Raw genomic sequence first — 17,432 nt, forward strand, 5'->3', positions numbered from 1 at the left:
CGCCCGGAGTCTTTCTCAGGGCCTGTTCAGGCCACATCCGGGAAGGCCGTGCGCAGCCGGTACTGACGCTGCCGGTAATTGCCTTCGGGACCGCTGAACCCACAGTCGACGTCGCCGAACAGACGGCTCACGCGGTTGATGGCCGCACGCTGGGCTTCGGTCTGCACCGCGATCAGGCGACGTTTGCTGCGGGCATGATGAGCGCAGATGTCGACCACCAGACAGTGCCCGTAATCAGCCTGCTTGATGTCGATGAGCAGCGCTTCCGGCTTGGTCAGCCCAAAGATGGCCGCCAGCTCGATGCGGGCACTGAGGAAGGGATTGCTGTTGCGCAGGCGCTCGCTGAGCTGCTGGCGTGCCTGCAGCGCCCATGACGGGCCCTGCTCCTGGACCGTGAAGGCGTGCAAGGCTTGCATCGCAGCAGCATCGCCCTGGCTGGCGGCCTGCTGCCACCAGTACAGGGCCTTGACGTCATGCAGGGGATCATCACGGCGATTGCGCCAGAAGATCTGTGCCAGCTCGCACTGCGCTTGCACCAATCCCGCTTCGGCGGCCTTCTCCAGATATTGCTGGGCCACCTGCAGATTGCGCTGCGAATAGATCGAGCGCGAATAGATACGCGCCAGTGCATGCCATGCCTGAGCCGCACCGCCCTCCCCGGCCAACAGCAACCAGTGCAGTGCCTTCTTGAAATTGGCCAGGCCTTGTTCCATGAACACCCGATTGCCGGCACGGTCAATCTTGGCGCACAACAGGCCCAACTCCAGGCGCGCCTCGACATTGCCGGCCAGCGCCGCCAGTTCGAACAGGCGCAGCAGCTGGCCCAGGTCAGGTTGCTGCGTACCCGCCTGCCACTGACCATAACGCAGCAGCAGCGTAGCCTCCTCGCTGTTGAGCCGGACCAGCCCGGCACCGTCGCTCTCTTTCTCCAGCTGCGCCAGCGCGGCGCTGTTGCGCTCCATCAGGCGCTTGACCAGTATCGCGGCACCGCGCGCGAAGGCCGCACCCTGGCCCTGCTGCCAGGCCTTGTCCAGCAGGGCGTACTGCGCCTGCTCGATGCCCGCACGGGCGGCTTCGCGTACCAGGTTCTCCTCGACCGCCGAGGCCGCCAGGCCAGGCACCATGGGCTGCCCGTGACGCTGCATCTGCTGCGCCAGCAGCCATTGAGCCTCGTGATCGTCGCGGCTGGCCAGCAAGGACAATGCAGCAATGGCGCGAGCATGGGTATTGCTGTCGAACTGTGCGGTGTGCTCCAGCACCAGGCGCGCGAAGATCACGCCAGCCTGCGGCACGCCCGCTTCAAACGCCTTCTCGTACCAGATGGCCGCTTCCTGGGGCGAGGACAATTCCTTGACCTGCTCATAGGTGATATTGCGGCCGATGATCATCCACGCATCATCGACCCCCTGTTGCGCAGCGCGGCGCAGCCAGTAGAAGGCCGTTCCCTTGCTGCGCGGCAGTCCGCTGCCGCCGCTCAGGTAGCGCCGGCCCAGGGCCAGCTGTGCGCGCGATTCACCGGCGCGGGCGGCCTTGATGACGGCCAGTTCTTCTCTCGTTGCCATGTTCTTGTTCCTTTCTCAGCAAGCCCGACAGTCAAAAGCTGCAGGCAAAAACATCCCCGCTGGCGCAGCAGGCTGCGTCAGTCCGGTGTGCATCAAAAACTAAGTATTTGAATGCGACCCGCCAGTGCATGAGTGGGCGGTGCGATGCGCGGGTCATGGATGAGGATGAACTCGACGCGCATCGAAATAGCGCTCTTATTAGAGCAGTGCGCTGCAAAAAAGTGCGCAATGACGAGAGCTTATTACGCTTTCTTTACTGACATCAAGACCCGCTACCAGTAAGGGTTTCGTCAGCATTTGACGATGCTAAAGCGAGCTTTTTGCGGTGCCACAAACGGCCTTCCAGCGTGGCCGCGCGCCGCCAGGCGCACCAAATTGGTTTGGAATGCGAGGAAGAAAATGGGGACGCCACGAAAATGGTGCATTCGTGCGCGGCGAAGAAAACACTGTTACAGAAACTAACAAAATGAAACGCCCTGCACACATGAAAAAAGCGCCGCATGAACCTCATGCGGCGCTTCTCTTGCTCTGTTGCAGATCAAACTGCGCCGCCGGGAAGACGACGCAGTTCAAGTCACATTAGAACTTGTGACGGATACCCACGGCGACGGCGCCCTGGTTGCCATCGGTACCGGTGGCGTTGGAAACGCCCGGGTTGTTCAGGTCGCTAGCCTTGGTGTAAGCCATGAAGGCGTACAGGTCGGTGCGCTTGGACAGCCAGTAGTCGGTACCCAGGCTGACTTGAGTCAGCTTGGCCTTGGTCGACACGCCGTCGAAGTCGGCACGGGTGTGATCCACGGCAGCCAGCAGCTTCAGGGACGGGCTCAGGGAGTAAGCGGTACCCAGTTCGTAGATGTCAGCCTTCTTGGAGTTGGCCAGGGTACGGTTGGCGATGCTGGTCAGCGAACCGACACCAGCGGCGCTCAGGTTGGTCTGGCTGTTCAGATCTTGCTTGACGCGCGAGTAGTTACCATACACACGTGCCGGGCCGAACTGATACGACGCTGCCACGTTCAAGACCTTCTGAGCGGTGCTGCCAGCCAGGTTGCTTTCGCTGGCCACGCTGGTGGTGGTGCTGCTGCTCAGCAGGGAGGTGTCAGCCGCGGTCGAACCAGCCTTGGACTGGTAGTAGGTGATGCCCAGACCCAGAGGACCGTTGTCGTACTTGCCGCCAACGCCGAAGGCTTGACCAGCGGAGGTCTGACCAGCGGTTTCGCCGAAGCCGTACATCAGGTTACCGGTGAAGCCGTTCAGGTTCGAGGTGGTGTAGCTGATGGAGTTGTTGGTACGGGTGCCTTGCAGGCGATCCAGGCCCGAACCGGAGTTGCTGACCCAGCCGCCGAAGTCGGCCACGGCGGTGTAAGCGGAGATGGTGTCAGCGAAGTCGGTTTGACGACCGACCAGCACGCTACCGAAACCACCAGTCAGACCCACGACCGACTTGCGACGGAACAGGGTGTTGCTGGTCTTGGAGTCATCCAGAGCACCGGTATCGTTGGAGAAGCCAGCTTCCAGGTTGAACACGGCCGACAGACCGCCGCCCAGATCTTCAACACCCTTGAAGCCGATACGCGAACCCTGAATGACGCCCGAATTCAGGCCGAACTTGCTGCCGGTGCCACCGGAGGTGGTAGCAACCTTGCTTTGGTAGACAACACCGGTATCGACGATACCGTAGATCGTGACGGAGCTTTGCGCATGGGCTGCGCCTGCGAACGCGCCCAGAACGGCGAGTGCCAGCAGAGATTTTTTCATGTGACGTCCTTCTCTAAAAATAGTCTTGAGGATCCGCACTTGCAGTCGGATGGGCAAACATTAATGCTTCTCGCCGCGCGTGACTGCACCTTGGTCGATAGAAGTGATTTTTTAGACGGGAGCGAAAGATTGAAATGGCAATTGTTGTATTTTTTTATCGTCAATTTCCATGGCGCGCTTGCGACCCGGCTGCGGGATCGGCTCGCATCAAGGAAAAAGCGCCGGTATCTCTACCGGCGCTTCTCGTGATTTCTAACATTTTGATACATCTTGCCAGCAGAGCTTGATGCGCCCTCATTCCTTTTCAGGATCACCGACCAGCTTTTTCAACAGATCCGACTTCAATTGCTGGCGCTGTGCCGAGGCGTTCTTGCGATGTGCACCGGCCCCACCGGCACGCTGCTGTGCCGCCAGGGCCACCGGATTGCGTGGCCTGGACTGCGATGGCTCGACGCGAAAACTCAGCTTCTGCCGCGTTCCCAGGGTCTTGTTGGCCATCCCGATCTCCTCGCCTGCTGGCGTTAGAGCACGTAGCGCGACATGTCCTCATCCACGGCCAGCTCACCCAGACGCTCGTTGACGTACGCGGCATCGATGAGCAGGCCATCCACACCGGCTTCGCCGGCCGTGAAGGAAACCTCTTCCAGCAGCTTTTCCATCACGGTGTAGAGACGACGTGCACCGATGTTCTCGGTCTTCTCATTGACCGTGTGCGAAATCTCGGCCAGGCGCTGGATGCCACTGTCGGCGAATTCGATCTTCACGCCTTCGGTGGCCAGCAGCGCTTCATACTGTTTGGTGAGGCAGGCATCGGTGCCGGTCAGGATGCGCTCGAAATCGGCGATGGAGAGCGAATCGAGCTCCACGCGGATCGGGAAGCGGCCCTGCAGTTCCGGAATCAGATCGGAGGGCTTGGACAGGTGGAATGCACCGGAGGCGATGAAGAGGATGTGATCGGTCTTGATCATGCCGTACTTGGTGTTGACGGTCGTGCCTTCCACCAGCGGCAGCAGGTCACGCTGCACACCGGCGCGGGAGACGTCGGCATTGCCGTTCTGCGAGCGGGTGGCGATCTTGTCGATCTCGTCCAGGAAGACGATGCCGTTCTGCTCGACGTTGGCGATGGCCTTCTGCTTGAGTTCTTCCTCGTTGACCAGCTTGGCCGCCTCTTCCTCGATCAACAGCTTCATGGCTTCCTTGATCTTGATCTTGCGCGCCTTCTTGCGCTGGTTGCCCAGGCCGGAGAACATCGACTTGATCTGCTCGGTCATTTCTTCCATGCCCGGGGGCGCCATGATTTCCATCGACGGTGCAGCGTCATTGAGTTCCAGCTCGATCTCGCGATCATCCAGCGCCCCTTCGCGCAGACGCTTGCGGAAGGTCTGGCGGGTGGTGTTCTTGTCGTCCTTCTCCGGGCTGGCATTGCCATCGGGCGTAAAACCGAAATCGCGGGCCGGCGGCAGCAGCACATCGAGGATGCGATCTTCGGCCGCATCTTCAGCGCGGGTGCGCACCTTGCGCGTTTCCAGCTCGCGGGTCTGCTTGATACCGATGTCAACCAGGTCGCGGATGATGGTGTCCACGTCGCGGCCCACATAGCCGACTTCGGTGAACTTGGTGGCTTCGATCTTGATGAAAGGCGCATCGGCCAGCTTGGCCAGGCGACGTGCAATCTCGGTCTTGCCCACGCCGGTCGGGCCGATCATGAGGATGTTCTTGGGCGTGATCTCGTGGCGCAGCGGCTCCTCGATCTGCTGGCGGCGCCAGCGGTTGCGCAGGGCGATAGCCACCGCGCGCTTGGCGCGGGCCTGGCCGACGACGTGCTTGTCGAGTTCGGAGACGATTTCCTTGGGAGTCATATTCATGGTGGTGATCTTTTCGCTGTGACGATTCATCGGAGAAATAGGCAGGAAATGCGCGCTGCGCGGCTTATTCCAGCGTCTCGATGATGTGGTTCAGGTTGGTGTAGATGCACAGCTCACCGGCGATGGTCAGGGATTTCTTGACGATCTCGGCCGGCGCCAGGTCGGTGTTGTCGTACAGGGCCTTGGCCGCCGATTGCGCATAGCTGCCACCGGAGCCGATGGCGCCGATGCCGTCATTGGGTTCGAGCACGTCGCCATTGCCGGTGATGACCAGGGTGGTTTCCTTGTCGGCACACAGGAGCATGGCTTCCAGGCGACGCAGCATGCGGTCGGTGCGCCAGTGCTTGGCCAGTTCGACCGAGGCACGCATCAGGTTGCCCTGGTGCTTTTCCAGCTTGGCTTCGAACAGATCGAGCAGGGTGAAAGCGTCGGCCGTGCCGCCGGCGAAACCGACCAGGACTTTGCCGTGATAGAGCTTGCGCACCTTGCGCGCACTGCCCTTCATGACGATGTTGCCAAGCGTCACCTGGCCGTCGCCACCGAGCGCGACCTGATTGCCGCGACGGACGGAAAGGATGGTGGTGCCGTGAAATTGTTCCATGCTTGCCTCTGTTCAATATGTGCCTGGGAGCCGCGGAGGGACGTACCGATTCCGCATTCCTGTCGAGATGGGGCTGGCCCGCCGGATTGCAAGTCATGAGATCGGAAGGGCCGCCGTCGAGGCCGATATTGTACGCCCGCAAGGAAAACGGGCGCCCGGGCCACAAGGCCGGGGCGCCCGTCTCAGGCAGCGGGAGCGATTACACCGAAATGGTCATCAGGCTGGCATTGCCGCCCGCGGCCGTGGTGTTGACGCACAGAGCGCGCTCGGCCAGCAGGCGCCACAGGGGGATGGCGCCGTCTTCGCTGCACAGGATCAGCGGCACCAGCGCACCCTCACGGGCGGCCAGGCGTACCCGCCAGGGGGCAGCCTGATGGCTGTCCACCAGGGCCGCCTGCAGCGGCTCGGCATCGAGCTGGCTGGCGCGGCGGATGGCCGCACGCACCGGGGCCGGCAAGCCAGCCGGCAGCAGCGCTGCCGTGGCCTCGTCGACCACCACCGTATTGCCGGTGGCAAAGGCTGCGGCCAGCTGATTCAACAGCGTACCGACACTGGCGGCCACGCACAGCACCAGGCCGCGCGGGGCGAAGGCCAGGGTATTGCGCTCGCCGGTCGGCCCGGGCAGCAGGAGGCTGCGCTGCAGCAGGCTGTCGCGGTGATAGCGCTGGCCGCTGGCGGCCAGGCGTTCATGGCCGTGCGTGCGGGCCCAGTCCAGCAGACTGTCCAGCAGAGTGTTGGGCACGTCTGCGGGTTGTGCGCGGGTCAGCTCTTCGTGCAGTTGCGCATGGCGTTGCAGGCGCTTGAGGTAGAGCGGACCACCGGCCTTGGGACCGGTACCGGACTTGCCTTCGCCGCCGAAGGGCTGCACGCCCACCACCGCGCCGACGATGTTGCGATTGACGTAGATGTTGCCCACGTGGGCGTGCCGGGACACGAAATCGATGGTCTCGTCGATGCGCGAATGCACGCCCAGGGTCAGGCCATAGCCGGTGGCGTTGATGGCGTCGATGAGCTGCGGCAGGGCATCGCGGCGATAGCGCAGCACGTGCAGCACCGGGCCGAAGACTTCGCGCTGCAGTTGTCCCAGGTCGTCGATCTCGATGACGGTCGGGGGCACGAAAGTACCGTGCTGGCAATCCTCGCCCAGCGGCAGCTGGTGGACGGCACGCGCACTCTTGCGCATGCGCTCGATGTGGGCCAGCAGGTTCTGCCGGGCCTCGGCATCGATGACCGGGCCGATGTCGGTGGAGAGACGGTCCGGGCGGCCCACGCGCAGTTCGGCCATGGCCCCCTTCAACATTTCCAGAGTGCGGTCGGCGATGTCTTCCTGCAGGCACAGGATGCGCAGGGCCGAGCAACGCTGGCCGGCGCTGTCGAAGGCCGAGGACAGCACGTCCTGCACCACCTGCTCGGCCAGGGCCGAGGAATCCACGATCAGGGCATTCTGGCCGCCGGTCTCGGCAATGAGCGGGACCTCGCCGTGTTCGCCGCTGCCATCGCCATCATCATGCTTGCGCTGGGCCAGGGTGCGATTGATGAGCTGTGCCACTTCAGTGGAGCCGGTGAAGATCACGCCCTTGACGCGCGCATCCGAGGTCAGCGCGGCGCCCACGGTCTCACCACGGCCCGGCAGCAATTGCAGGGCGGCGCGCGGGACACCCGCCTCATGCAGCAGTTGCACGGCGCGATGGGCGATCAGCGCGGTCTGCTCGGCCGGCTTGGCCAGCACCACATTGCCGGCAGCCAGGGCGGCACTGACTTCACCGATGAAGATCGCCAGCGGGAAATTCCACGGACTGATGCACACCACCGGTCCCCAGGCCAGCACGTTGCCGTCATGGCGCGAGGCGATGGCGTAGTAGCGCAGGAAATCGACCGCTTCGCGCACTTCGGCAATCGCATTGGGCAGCGACTTGCCGGCTTCACGCACGGCCAGGGCCATGAGCTCGGCGATATTTTCTTCCAGCAGGTCGGCCGCGCGTTCCAGCATGGCGGCGCGCTCGGCGGCCGGGGTCGATTGCCATTGCGGTGCATAGGCAGTCGCTGCGGTGAGCGCGGTATCGACATCGGCCACGGTGGCTTCGCTGACCTGACCCACGACTTCGCGATGGTCGGCCGGGTTGCGTACGAGCTGTGCAGCCTGGGCAACGATGTCGCCGGCGATCAGCGGCGCGGCCTGCCACTGGCGCTGGGCCATGGAGACGAACAACTGGCCCAGTTGCTGCAGGCGTGATTCGTTGGAGAGATCGATGCCTGCTGAATTCTTGCGCTCCTGGCCATACAGCTGCTGCGGCAGGGCAATGGCCGGATGCGGCACGCCGCCCTGGGCGCGCACAGTCTCGATGGGATCCGCCACCAGACGATCCAGCGGCACGGCCTCGTCGACGATCTGGTTGACGAAGGAAGAGTTGGCGCCGTTTTCCAGCAGGCGGCGCACCAGGTAGGCCAGCAGGGTCTGGTGCGACCCCACCGGCGCATAGATGCGGCAGGCCTTGCCCAGGTTGTCGGCACCGACCACCTGGTCGTACAGGGTCTCGCCCATGCCGTGCAGGCACTGGAATTCGTAGTTGTCGATCTGGTGCTGCCTGGCCCAGTGATAGATCGCCGCCAGCGTATGCGCATTGTGCGTGGCGAATTGCGGATAGATGACGTCGGTGGCGGCCAGCAGCTTCTGCGCGCAGGTCAGGTAGGACAGGTCAGTATGCAGCTTGCGGGTGTAGACCGGATAGCCTTCCAGGCCATCGACCTGGGCGCGCTTGATTTCGCTATCCCAATAAGCGCCCTTGACCAGGCGGATCATCAGGCGACGACCGTTGCGGCGGGCCAGATCGACCAGATAGTCGATGACGAAGGGGCAGCGCTTCTGGTAGCCCTGCACCACGAAGCCCAGGCCCTCGAAACCGGCCAGGTCGGGATCGGCCACCAGCACTTCCATCATGTCCAGCGACAGTTCGAGGCGGTCGGCTTCTTCAGCATCGATGTTCAGGCCAATGTTGTATTGCTTGGCCAGCAGCAGCAACTGCTTCAGGCGCGGCAGCAGTTCGCCCATCACGCGCGCATGCTGGGCGCGCGAGTAGCGCGGATGCAGGGCCGACAGCTTGACCGAGATGCCCGGGCCGTCCTTGATGCCGCGACCATTGGAAGCGCGGCCGATGGCGTGGATGGCGCTCTCGTAGGACTGGTAGTAGGCATCGGCATCGTGCATGGTCAGTGCCGCTTCGCCCAGCATGTCGTAGGAATAGCGATAGCCGCGCTTTTCGTTGTCGCGGCTGTTTTCCAGTGCCTCGTCGATGGTCTGGCCGGTCACGAACTGATTGCCCAGCATACGCATGGCCAGGTCCACGCCCTTGCGGATGAGCGGTTCGCCGCCCTTGCCGATGAGGCGCGTGATGGCTTGCGTGAGGCCGCTTTCGCTGCTGGTGGAGACCAGCTTGCCGGTAATGAGCAGACCCCAGGTGGCGGCATTGACGAACAGTGAGGGCGACTCGCCCAGATGCTTGCGCCAGTCGCCCTTGCTGATCTTGTCGGCGATGAGACGGTCGGCGGTCTGGCGGTCGGGGATGCGCAAGAGTGCCTCGGCCAGGCACATCAGCGCCACCCCCTCTTCCGAGGACAGCGAGAACTCGTGCATCAGCGCATCGACGCCGGAGGACCGGGTGCGCTTCTCGCGCACCTGCTGCACCAGCTTCCTGGCCAGTTGCTGGGTGGCATCCTTCCAGGGTTGCTGGCCCTGCACCTGCTGCAGCAGCCATTGAACGGCCTCGCGCTCGTCGCGACGATAGGCGGCGGTGATGGCCGCACGCAGCGGGCTGGGGGCCGGCAGCAACTCGGCCTGGAAAGAGCCAAAGGGCAGGCTGGAAGCGGAGGCCGCAGGGGCGGCGGAGGCGACGGTGGTCATGGTCTGGAGTCGAAATGGGATGGAAATGGGCAACCGGATTCTATGTGCTTGATGCCAATATTAATTCTGTATTTGAACCTCTTACCCAATATTTAATTTGGCATATTGAAATTATACGAACTTAAATTTTCCACAATTCGGCAGCATCGGCGTCTTGTGCAGAGCTGTCGCGGCTTGCGGCGGTGGCAAGCGCTGCGAATCGGCCTGAACCGGTGCAAGCAAGGGCCTGGTCAGCGGGAATCACAAATAATTCGAAGCATTCTTCGGTTCATTTCGAGCTTTGCCGAGGATTTTCGGTGTTTTTCTGGCAAGCCGAACGCGTCGAACAAGAATGACGGCCCATCATTGCTCCGGGCTTGCTCATGGATACCACCCGCCAGTTGTTGTCCCGTCTGCTGCGCTTTTCTGCGGCAACGCGCTTGTACCGCCTGGACATTGCCGGTCAAACCGAGGACCGTTTCCTGGTCGAGGCCCATGTGACCGTCGATGCCCTGCATACGGTGGGTGCCACCGAGCTGATTGTCCTGAGCCTGGATGCAGACGCGCCAGCGAAGTCCCTGCTGGGTTGCCGCGCCACGCTGGAGATGCGCCTGGCCGATGGTGGTGTCCATCGTTGTACCGGGCTGATCCATGAAGTCGCCCGGCTGGGCGGCGATGGCGGTTTCTGCCGTTATCGCCTGCGCCTGGCCCCCTGGCCGTGGTTGCTCACACAGGCCAGCACCAGCCGCGTCTGGCAAGACAAAAGCCTGCTGGAAGTGGTCGAAGACGTCTTCCGCGAATTCCTGCAACACGCCGACTGGCATTGGTCCGCCGATGCGCTGGCCTGCCTGGATCGCTTGCCGCTGCGCAGTTATACCGTGCAATACCGGCAGACTCATTTCGATTTCATCAGCCGCCTGCTGGCCGGCGAAGGGCTCTCATGGCGCATGGAAGAACATGCGACCAGCCCGCAGGGACATCGCATGGTGATCTTTGCCGACAGTACTGCGCGCGCTTGCTTTCCCGAAGATGCGACCAGCGCGGCCCATGGCGGCATCCGCTTTCATGGCGCCAGGGAGCAGGAGCAACAGGATGGCATCCAGGCCCTGACCGCCTGCCGCAGCCTGCAAGCGGCCAGCTATGCGCTGCTGTCCTACGACGACCAAAACAAACGAGCCATCGCCGCCAGCATCCCCACCCATCACGCCTTCGGCGGCCGCGCTGCGCCATGGCTGGAAAGCTACGACAGTGCAGGCCTGGCCGCCCATGACGACAGCGACGCCGCAGACCGCCACGCGCGCCTGATGATGGAAGCCGCCGAGGCCCGCAACAAGCTCTGGCGCGGACGCGGCACGGTACGCAGCTTGCAGGCCGGATCGCGCTTCACCTTGATGCAGGCACCGTTGGCCGGACAGGAACGTGACTATGCCGTGCTCTCGGTGCTCGGTGTGGGCGTCAACAATCTGCCTGCCGATACCGAAGCGGTACTGGCTGAGTTGTTCGGGCCCTTGCCGGTCTTGCTGGAGGAGGCTGTCGCAACCTGTCTCAAGGCCACCGGGATGGTCCAGCCGCAGGCATGTGATCAGGGCCTGATTGCACTGGCGCGCCGCATGGGATACGCCAATGTGTTCGAAGCGATCCGCGCCGATATTCCCTGGCGTCCCGTCCTGGCCGATGGCACGGGCATGGAGCGCCGTCCGCATGCGCCGTCGCACGGTAGCCAGAGCGCCATCGTGGTCGGCTACCGGGGCGAGACCCAGCCCAACGGTCCCGATGAAATCTGCTGCGACCGGTTGGGCCGCGTGCGCATCCGTTTCCACTGGCAGGGACGGCACGACGACGCGGCGGCCACCTGCTGGGTGCGCGTGGGCCAGCGCTGCGCCGGCCCGGGCATGGGGATGCACTTCCTGCCGCGCATCGGGCAGGAAGTGCTGGTGCAGTTCCTCGAAAACGACCTGGAACGACCGATTGTGCTCGGTGCCCTCTACAACGGCCGCGGGGAGGGAGGTGTCGCCCCGACGCCTGGCGGAGAAGTGAAGGTTTCTGCCGAAATCCGGGTTTTTCACCAAGCCGGCGATATCGCCATCAGTGGCCAGGGCAATCTGGCTGGCGGTAATGCGCCAACGTGGCATGGTGCCAGTGCCGATCTCGACGGGCACCGCAATCCCGCTGCGCAATGGGGCATCCGGTCCAAGGAATTTGGCGGCTGGGGATACAACCAGCTGCTCTTCGACGACAGCAACCAGCGTGGCCGTATCCAGCTCAAGACCACCCAGGCCGGCAGCGAACTCAATCTCGGTCACCTGATCCACAACGCTGACAATTATCGCGGCAGCTTCCGTGGCACGGGCGTGGAATTGCGTACTGATGCCTATGGGGTCATTCGTGCGGGACGCGGCATTCTGTTCTCCAGTTATCGGGTGGAACATCGCGCCCAGCATCGTGACCCGGCCGGGGACAACACGGGCCAACGGGCGATGGCACGACAGGCCGCACATATCCGCAAGACCTTCGACGAGGCAGTCCGCACGCATCGCACGGTGGGGATGGCAGAGGGACTCGATGCGATGAAGCAGGCCATCGCCGGGCAGGCCGAGATTGCGCAGCAGGACCTGCCTGCCAGCAGTACACCGCTGATCCAGATCGCCGCAAAGGAAGGGCTGGGCGTGGTGGCGGGACAGCATCTGCAACTGGCCAATGGTGGCGGCGTCAGCCTGATCAACGGACAGGATGCCCAGCACGTCAGTGGTCAGCAATTCCGGCTGCGCACGCAGCAGGCTATCGGACTGCTGGGCGGGGCCACGGCTGCTGGCGACAAGGGCATCGGCTTGCAGATGATCGCTGCGCAGCGCGACATCGATGTGCAGGCACAGGCCGGCAACTTGACCGTGCAGGCGCGGGAACAGTTGCAGGTGGTCAGCGCCAATGCCGGTGTGACGTGGGCGGCGGCGCGCAAGATCACGCTGGCCACGGCGGGTGGGGCCAGTATCGTCATCGAGGGCGGGAACATTACGGTGTTGTGTCCGGGGACGCTGACAGTCCATGCGGGGCAGAAGCTGCTGGACGGCGCCGCACGCATCAAGCTCGAACTCCCTCTTTTGCCCAAAGCCCCTGTTCAAGAAAAAAACCGGTCACCGTTTTCAAAGTGAGTTGCCATGCTGCTGAGCCCTCCATTTCTGCCGCCGCGCCCCGGCGATCTCTCCGATGCCGCATGGCTGAACAAGCTCTTGCCCGATCCACCAGCTGGCGAGGGGTTCTTTCCTGTCAGTCGTGATCTCAACTGGCATGGCGGTCTGCATGTGCACGCCCCTGCTCACGCCAAGGGTACGGAATGGGTCCACGCCATTGCCGATGGCACGGTCATCTTCAGCCGTAGTACCACGCCAAAGAACGACAATCGTGAACATGCCCTGAACTATCTGGGCTGGACCGATGATGGCTGCGTTGTGATCCGCCATGACACCGACATCGGCGAGGGTGCAGCGGCCTCCCAGATCGTCTTCTATTCGCTCTACATGCATCTGAGCCAGGTGGAAGCCGGCATCAAGGCGGGGAAAAAAGTCTACCGCAAGGATCTGCTGGGAATGGCCGGCCAGTGCCATGACAGCTCACGCAAACTGATCCACTTCGAGATCGCTTGCGATGACGCCAACCTTGGAAAATTGATCGGGCGCAGCGACAACAAGCTGGACCTGAGCCGCGACGGACGCACCGATGTGCTCTTCGGTGAAATGTATTTCCTGCTGCCTGCCGGTACTCGGTTGTATGTGAAAGAACCACCACGTAACCAGAGTACGCCGGAGACCGAAACGCTGCAGTTGAGCAAGGAAATGCTGATCGTCGGACTGCGTTATGCCGAAGGTGACGGCGCACCCGCACAGCGTGGCGACCTGCTCATCACGACCTATCGTGCGGATGGGGAACGGATAGGACAATCCCTCCGCTTGCCGGAGGCGGAATATCTCCTCTACGCCAGCGCCAACAAGATCAGCCTGGCCTATCCCGAAGGCAAGCGTCCGGCACCCAGCGCAGTCTATGAACTGCTGCGCTTTGGCAGGATCGTGGGGCCTGATCCGCTGGTACCGTCCGATGTACCGCACTGGCGGGAGATTGCGCTGCCCACAGGCAAAGGCTGGGTCAACCTGAATGGCGCGGGAATCCGCAAATACAGCGATGCCGACTTCCCTCCCTGGCAGCACTGGCAACTCGTCAGGGAAGAAGAGCATTCACGATCCGTGGATAGCCGATGCGCAGCCAACGCCGTCTCCCGCTGGCTGGATCTGGATGGCGACGGCAAGGTGACGGAACAAGAGGCCTTGAAGGCACTGGATGACCAGACTGCGCATGAGCGGCTTTCTCGCTTGATCTGCAGGGTGGAAAGTGAGTGGGATGCCGCCAGGCTGGAGGCGCGATGGTCATGGCTGACACGCAGTGAGAATGGTGTGCCGGCGCGGTTGAATGCCGAGGGATTTGAGCAATTCAAAAAGCATGCGAGGGCGCTTTGCATCGATCACAAAGAGATCTTGATGGCGAAGTGGCGGTTCAATCCGCGTGAATTCTTGCTTGTCTTTAGAAGGAATGGATGGATGTCGTTGAAAGAGATGGCTCAAATAATACCGGCTAAATCGTCAGTCGCAAAGCTTGCAGGTGTGGATTGGAAAAAGGCAATTAAACGGCTAGAACAAGGTGCACTGGACGAAGATCGTGGATCAATGCCTCCCCACCTACACCCTAACTGGCAAGTTCTCTCTCGTAAATATCAATTGTCGTCGTCACCTGTAAGAGTTGCTACTTTCTTCAGCCAGGTCATGGTTGAAAGCGATGTACTCAAGGCTGTCGTCGAGTATGGCAACGATCGCCACTATCGGACAATGTATGAGGTAATTACCGAACAGGAATGCGCTGAAGACTATTCGAATCCCAAAAGCGTTGCAAATCGATTTGACCTCAATATCAACCGCAAAACAAAAGCCAAGTACAGCTTGGAAGAATACAAATCCATTCGACCTGACCAAGTTAAGGAAAAAGCAGCTAGTCTCGGCAACACGCAAGCCGGAGACGGCCCACGTTTCAAAGGACGCGGGATCATTCAGCTCACCGGCCGCTCTAATTACGCCGGCTACGGTATCTATCGCGGCAAAGATTACACGAGCGACGGTCGAGAAAATTTATTGGCAAGTAATGCCTTTGAGGCAGTCGATTCCGCGCTCAAATTCTGGGTGAGCCGGGAATACAAGAAACTAAACATCAATCGCTACGCCGATGGCGATTTATCTACCTCGTTCAGTCTCGCGACAATTGCTGTCAATGGCGGGACGACTCATTTCTCTGCGCGCCAAGCCGCTTTGGCTTATCTGCTATTAATACTCGGAGATGCAAAAATCCCTTCAACAATGCGCAATTCGATTCAGAGGCCGCCCGAATGACTATTTGGCCAACCATCGCCTGTATCACCACCCTCGTGGCCATCGGCTTTCCAACAGTTGCGCTCTCTCAAACCGAGGATCATCCGCCACGCACGCTATCCATGTCCGGCGAAAAACGCTGCAGGCTGAACATGGTGATTCCCGAAGCCGCCTATTCGATAGCTTGCTCCGGAGATCTCCGTGAAAAGGAAGACGCGTTGGTCACCGTGACCTATTTCAGGAATCAGTTTGTCCATAATGGTTTCGCGCGCTACATCGAGGCCATCGTATCCAATGATTCCCTGGATGAGTACCTGCGCAATGGTGCCTCGGGGGATGTTCTTCCCATCGGTTCGCGGACGAACGCTAGCTCCTCCCCGCTGCCAGATCTGACTGAGAAACACATAGCCAGGCTTTGTGCCAAGACAAAGAACGACATCGCGATCAACGTAATCGAGTCGTATGGCTGGCGTGGATATGTATGGCAACCTGTCCGCAGAATCAAGAGAAAACAGATGGGCGATGGTTGTCCGGGTCTCTCTGAATCAACCATTTGTTTTACAGCGATCTTGGGAAATGAAACAACGGTCTTGCATTTTTCCGACGTCTGCATCTTCCGCAACGGAAAGAAAACCGACCCTGCTGAGTTTGATGCGGATGACTTCATGAAGATGATCTACAGCATTACTTTCGACACTTTAGATCTCTCCCTTTCCAAAGGCAGTTGAATAAATGAGTCCAAGTGCATTTTTCATGGCCCTCTTCCTTAGTTTCCTTATGCCGGACTCCAGCTGGGCGACTCCTTTCAGGTCCGAGCAATTTGAAAATTTACCATTGGAGCTAACGGACGATTGCGATTTGAAAATCCATTTTCCCGCGTCCATTAGTTCAGCTGGATGCAGTGGGGGTCTTAACGAACACGGCTACGTAATTCTAGACATCGAATACTTTCTCCAACAATTCATACACAACGAAGCCGTAAGACACATCTCCGGAATTGTCGAAAAAAATGTGTTTGAAAAATATATGGACGGTGGCGCGCGAAGCGTGGTCCTGGCCCGAGAATCGGGCGCTAACGGGCAGCTCCCGGATAATGGAAAGCCCGTTCTTCAGCCGGAGACAATGGAAAGTCTATGCGCAAGAAGCGAACTCGACATTGAGAGAAAAGCCATCAAGTCTGATAACTGGTCAGGCTATCTGTGCGCACGTAGATCGCGGCCAAAACACGCTGATCTAGCGGGCAACTGCATGACTTCTGATCTGTCGGATACCTGCTTCGTAGCGATCATCGGCAATCGATCCAGGATCCTGCACTTCGGCCCAGCCTGCTTGCCAACAAACCGCAAGAAAACCCATCCTGCCGATTTTGACTTTGAGGACTTCCTCACGATGATTCGCAGCATCAGATTCAATACGGATTAATTTTCTTTTTACTTATCTTTCCCGATCAGGTCCCCTGGCTACTTGCGCCGTCCGCTCGAAAGAACCATCTTCCATTCAGGAGAATATCGTTGAACATGTGTCTGCTCTATTGCTCGCTCTTGTTCACGGCCACGCTGGCGACCACCAGCATGGCAGGAAACCGCGAAGCCTTCGCACGTGACGTTCGAAATGACGTCCAACGCAAATGTCTTCTTGATATGAAGCTACCGCCCAGTGCAGCCTTCATCACCTGTGCGGACCTTCCCCGCTACCCTGGCGCCAAGGTACTGCAGATAGGCCATTATCCGCAGGACTTTCCGGGACCTGGGTTATTGGCCTTCACGGATGGTTTTCTCTCGGGACAATCGACGCAGGACTATCTCGCTTCAGGCATCTCGGACTGGATCGCCGTCCCTGCGCCCACTGGCCACCTGAATCAGGAAGATGATGCGATACAGCTCAACGAGTACGGTGTGGATTTTCTCTGGGCCACCCGGCCAGATGAGATCAAACGCGAGAAGCTTCGCGGCAGGGACTGGACCGGCTATCTCTGGACGCGGCGCACGGAGCCGACGCGCAAAGAGATGGGCGATGCGGCACCTAAACGGCCACAACGATGTTTCATCGCCTTGATCGGCAATCAAAAAAACAGCCTGGAGTTCGCCACCTGTCTTGCCCGAGACCGTAATCCCCGAGCGCCGAACGAACTGCATTATCGAGACTTCATGCGCGCATTGAAGAGCATTAAGTTTGGTCACTGGCGATTACCCTGGTCTCCGTAATAAAGATTCATGCAGGCGATGCACTCAGCCTTCAAGCAAAAAAAGCGCAGCCCGAGAGCTGCGCTTTTTCATGGGATTTCACTGCAAATGATTTATATCATTTACCGGTTTCTTCACCACGCACTGAAACCACCCATCATCCCTCACCCAGATAAGCCGCCTT

Annotated in this window: 11 protein-coding genes; 5 read left to right on the forward strand and 6 right to left on the reverse strand. The window is 60.6% G+C overall.

Annotated elements, in window-relative coordinates:
* Positions 1 to 26 precede the first annotated feature (26 nt).
* The 6 genes from ACODSZ_RS12640 to putA form a co-directional block, all read right to left on the reverse strand.
* Positions 27 to 1,562, reverse strand: a complete 1,536-nt coding sequence (locus tag ACODSZ_RS12640) for a tetratricopeptide repeat protein (RefSeq protein ID WP_175342986.1) — start codon at positions 1,560 to 1,562, stop codon at positions 27 to 29.
* 579 nt (positions 1,563 to 2,141) lie between these two features.
* Positions 2,142 to 3,317 (reverse strand): porin, encoded by a 1,176-nt coding sequence (locus tag ACODSZ_RS12645; RefSeq protein WP_488927713.1) that lies wholly within the window; start codon positions 3,315 to 3,317, stop codon positions 2,142 to 2,144.
* A gap of 294 nt (positions 3,318 to 3,611) precedes the next feature.
* A complete protein-coding gene (locus ACODSZ_RS12650) occupies positions 3,612 to 3,815 on the reverse strand; it encodes a hypothetical protein (protein ID WP_008334294.1) in 204 nt (67 codons plus the stop codon).
* 23 nt (positions 3,816 to 3,838) lie between these two features.
* Positions 3,839 to 5,182, reverse strand: coding sequence for an ATP-dependent protease ATPase subunit HslU (gene hslU / locus ACODSZ_RS12655; RefSeq protein WP_175342987.1), 1,344 nt, complete (start codon positions 5,180 to 5,182; stop codon positions 3,839 to 3,841).
* Positions 5,183 to 5,246: 64 nt separating this feature from the next.
* Positions 5,247 to 5,783, reverse strand: a complete 537-nt coding sequence (gene hslV, locus ACODSZ_RS12660) for an ATP-dependent protease subunit HslV (protein ID WP_488927714.1) — start codon at positions 5,781 to 5,783, stop codon at positions 5,247 to 5,249.
* Between the two features lie 199 nt (positions 5,784 to 5,982).
* A complete protein-coding gene (gene putA, locus ACODSZ_RS12665; protein WP_488927715.1) occupies positions 5,983 to 9,681 on the reverse strand; it encodes a trifunctional transcriptional regulator/proline dehydrogenase/L-glutamate gamma-semialdehyde dehydrogenase in 3,699 nt (1,232 codons plus the stop codon).
* Positions 9,682 to 10,043: 362 nt separating this feature from the next.
* Here putA and ACODSZ_RS12670 point away from each other — a divergent pair, with 362 nt between their 5' ends.
* The 5 genes from ACODSZ_RS12670 (at position 10,044) to ACODSZ_RS12690 (ending at position 17,269) form a co-directional block, all read left to right on the forward strand.
* The gene (locus ACODSZ_RS12670) at positions 10,044 to 12,809 is read left to right on the forward strand and encodes a type VI secretion system Vgr family protein (protein ID WP_488927716.1); all 2,766 of its coding nucleotides are present in this window, start codon (positions 10,044 to 10,046) and stop codon (positions 12,807 to 12,809) included.
* Between the two features lie 6 nt (positions 12,810 to 12,815).
* Complete coding sequence (locus ACODSZ_RS12675; protein WP_488927717.1) at positions 12,816 to 15,086, forward strand: peptidoglycan DD-metalloendopeptidase family protein; 2,271 nt, start codon at positions 12,816 to 12,818, stop codon at positions 15,084 to 15,086.
* Positions 15,083 to 15,793, forward strand: coding sequence for a hypothetical protein (locus ACODSZ_RS12680; RefSeq protein WP_488927718.1), 711 nt, complete (start codon positions 15,083 to 15,085; stop codon positions 15,791 to 15,793). The genes ACODSZ_RS12675 and ACODSZ_RS12680 overlap by 4 nt, the downstream gene beginning before the upstream one ends.
* A gap of 4 nt (positions 15,794 to 15,797) precedes the next feature.
* Complete coding sequence (locus tag ACODSZ_RS12685; RefSeq protein WP_488927719.1) at positions 15,798 to 16,487, forward strand: hypothetical protein; 690 nt, start codon at positions 15,798 to 15,800, stop codon at positions 16,485 to 16,487.
* A 95-nt stretch (positions 16,488 to 16,582) separates the two neighbouring features.
* On the forward strand, positions 16,583 to 17,269 hold the full coding sequence (locus ACODSZ_RS12690) for a hypothetical protein (protein ID WP_488927720.1): 687 nt from the start codon (positions 16,583 to 16,585) through the stop codon (positions 17,267 to 17,269).
* Positions 17,270 to 17,432: the final 163 nt, after the last annotated feature.

Source organism: Herbaspirillum sp. FG34, from assembly GCF_057809315.1.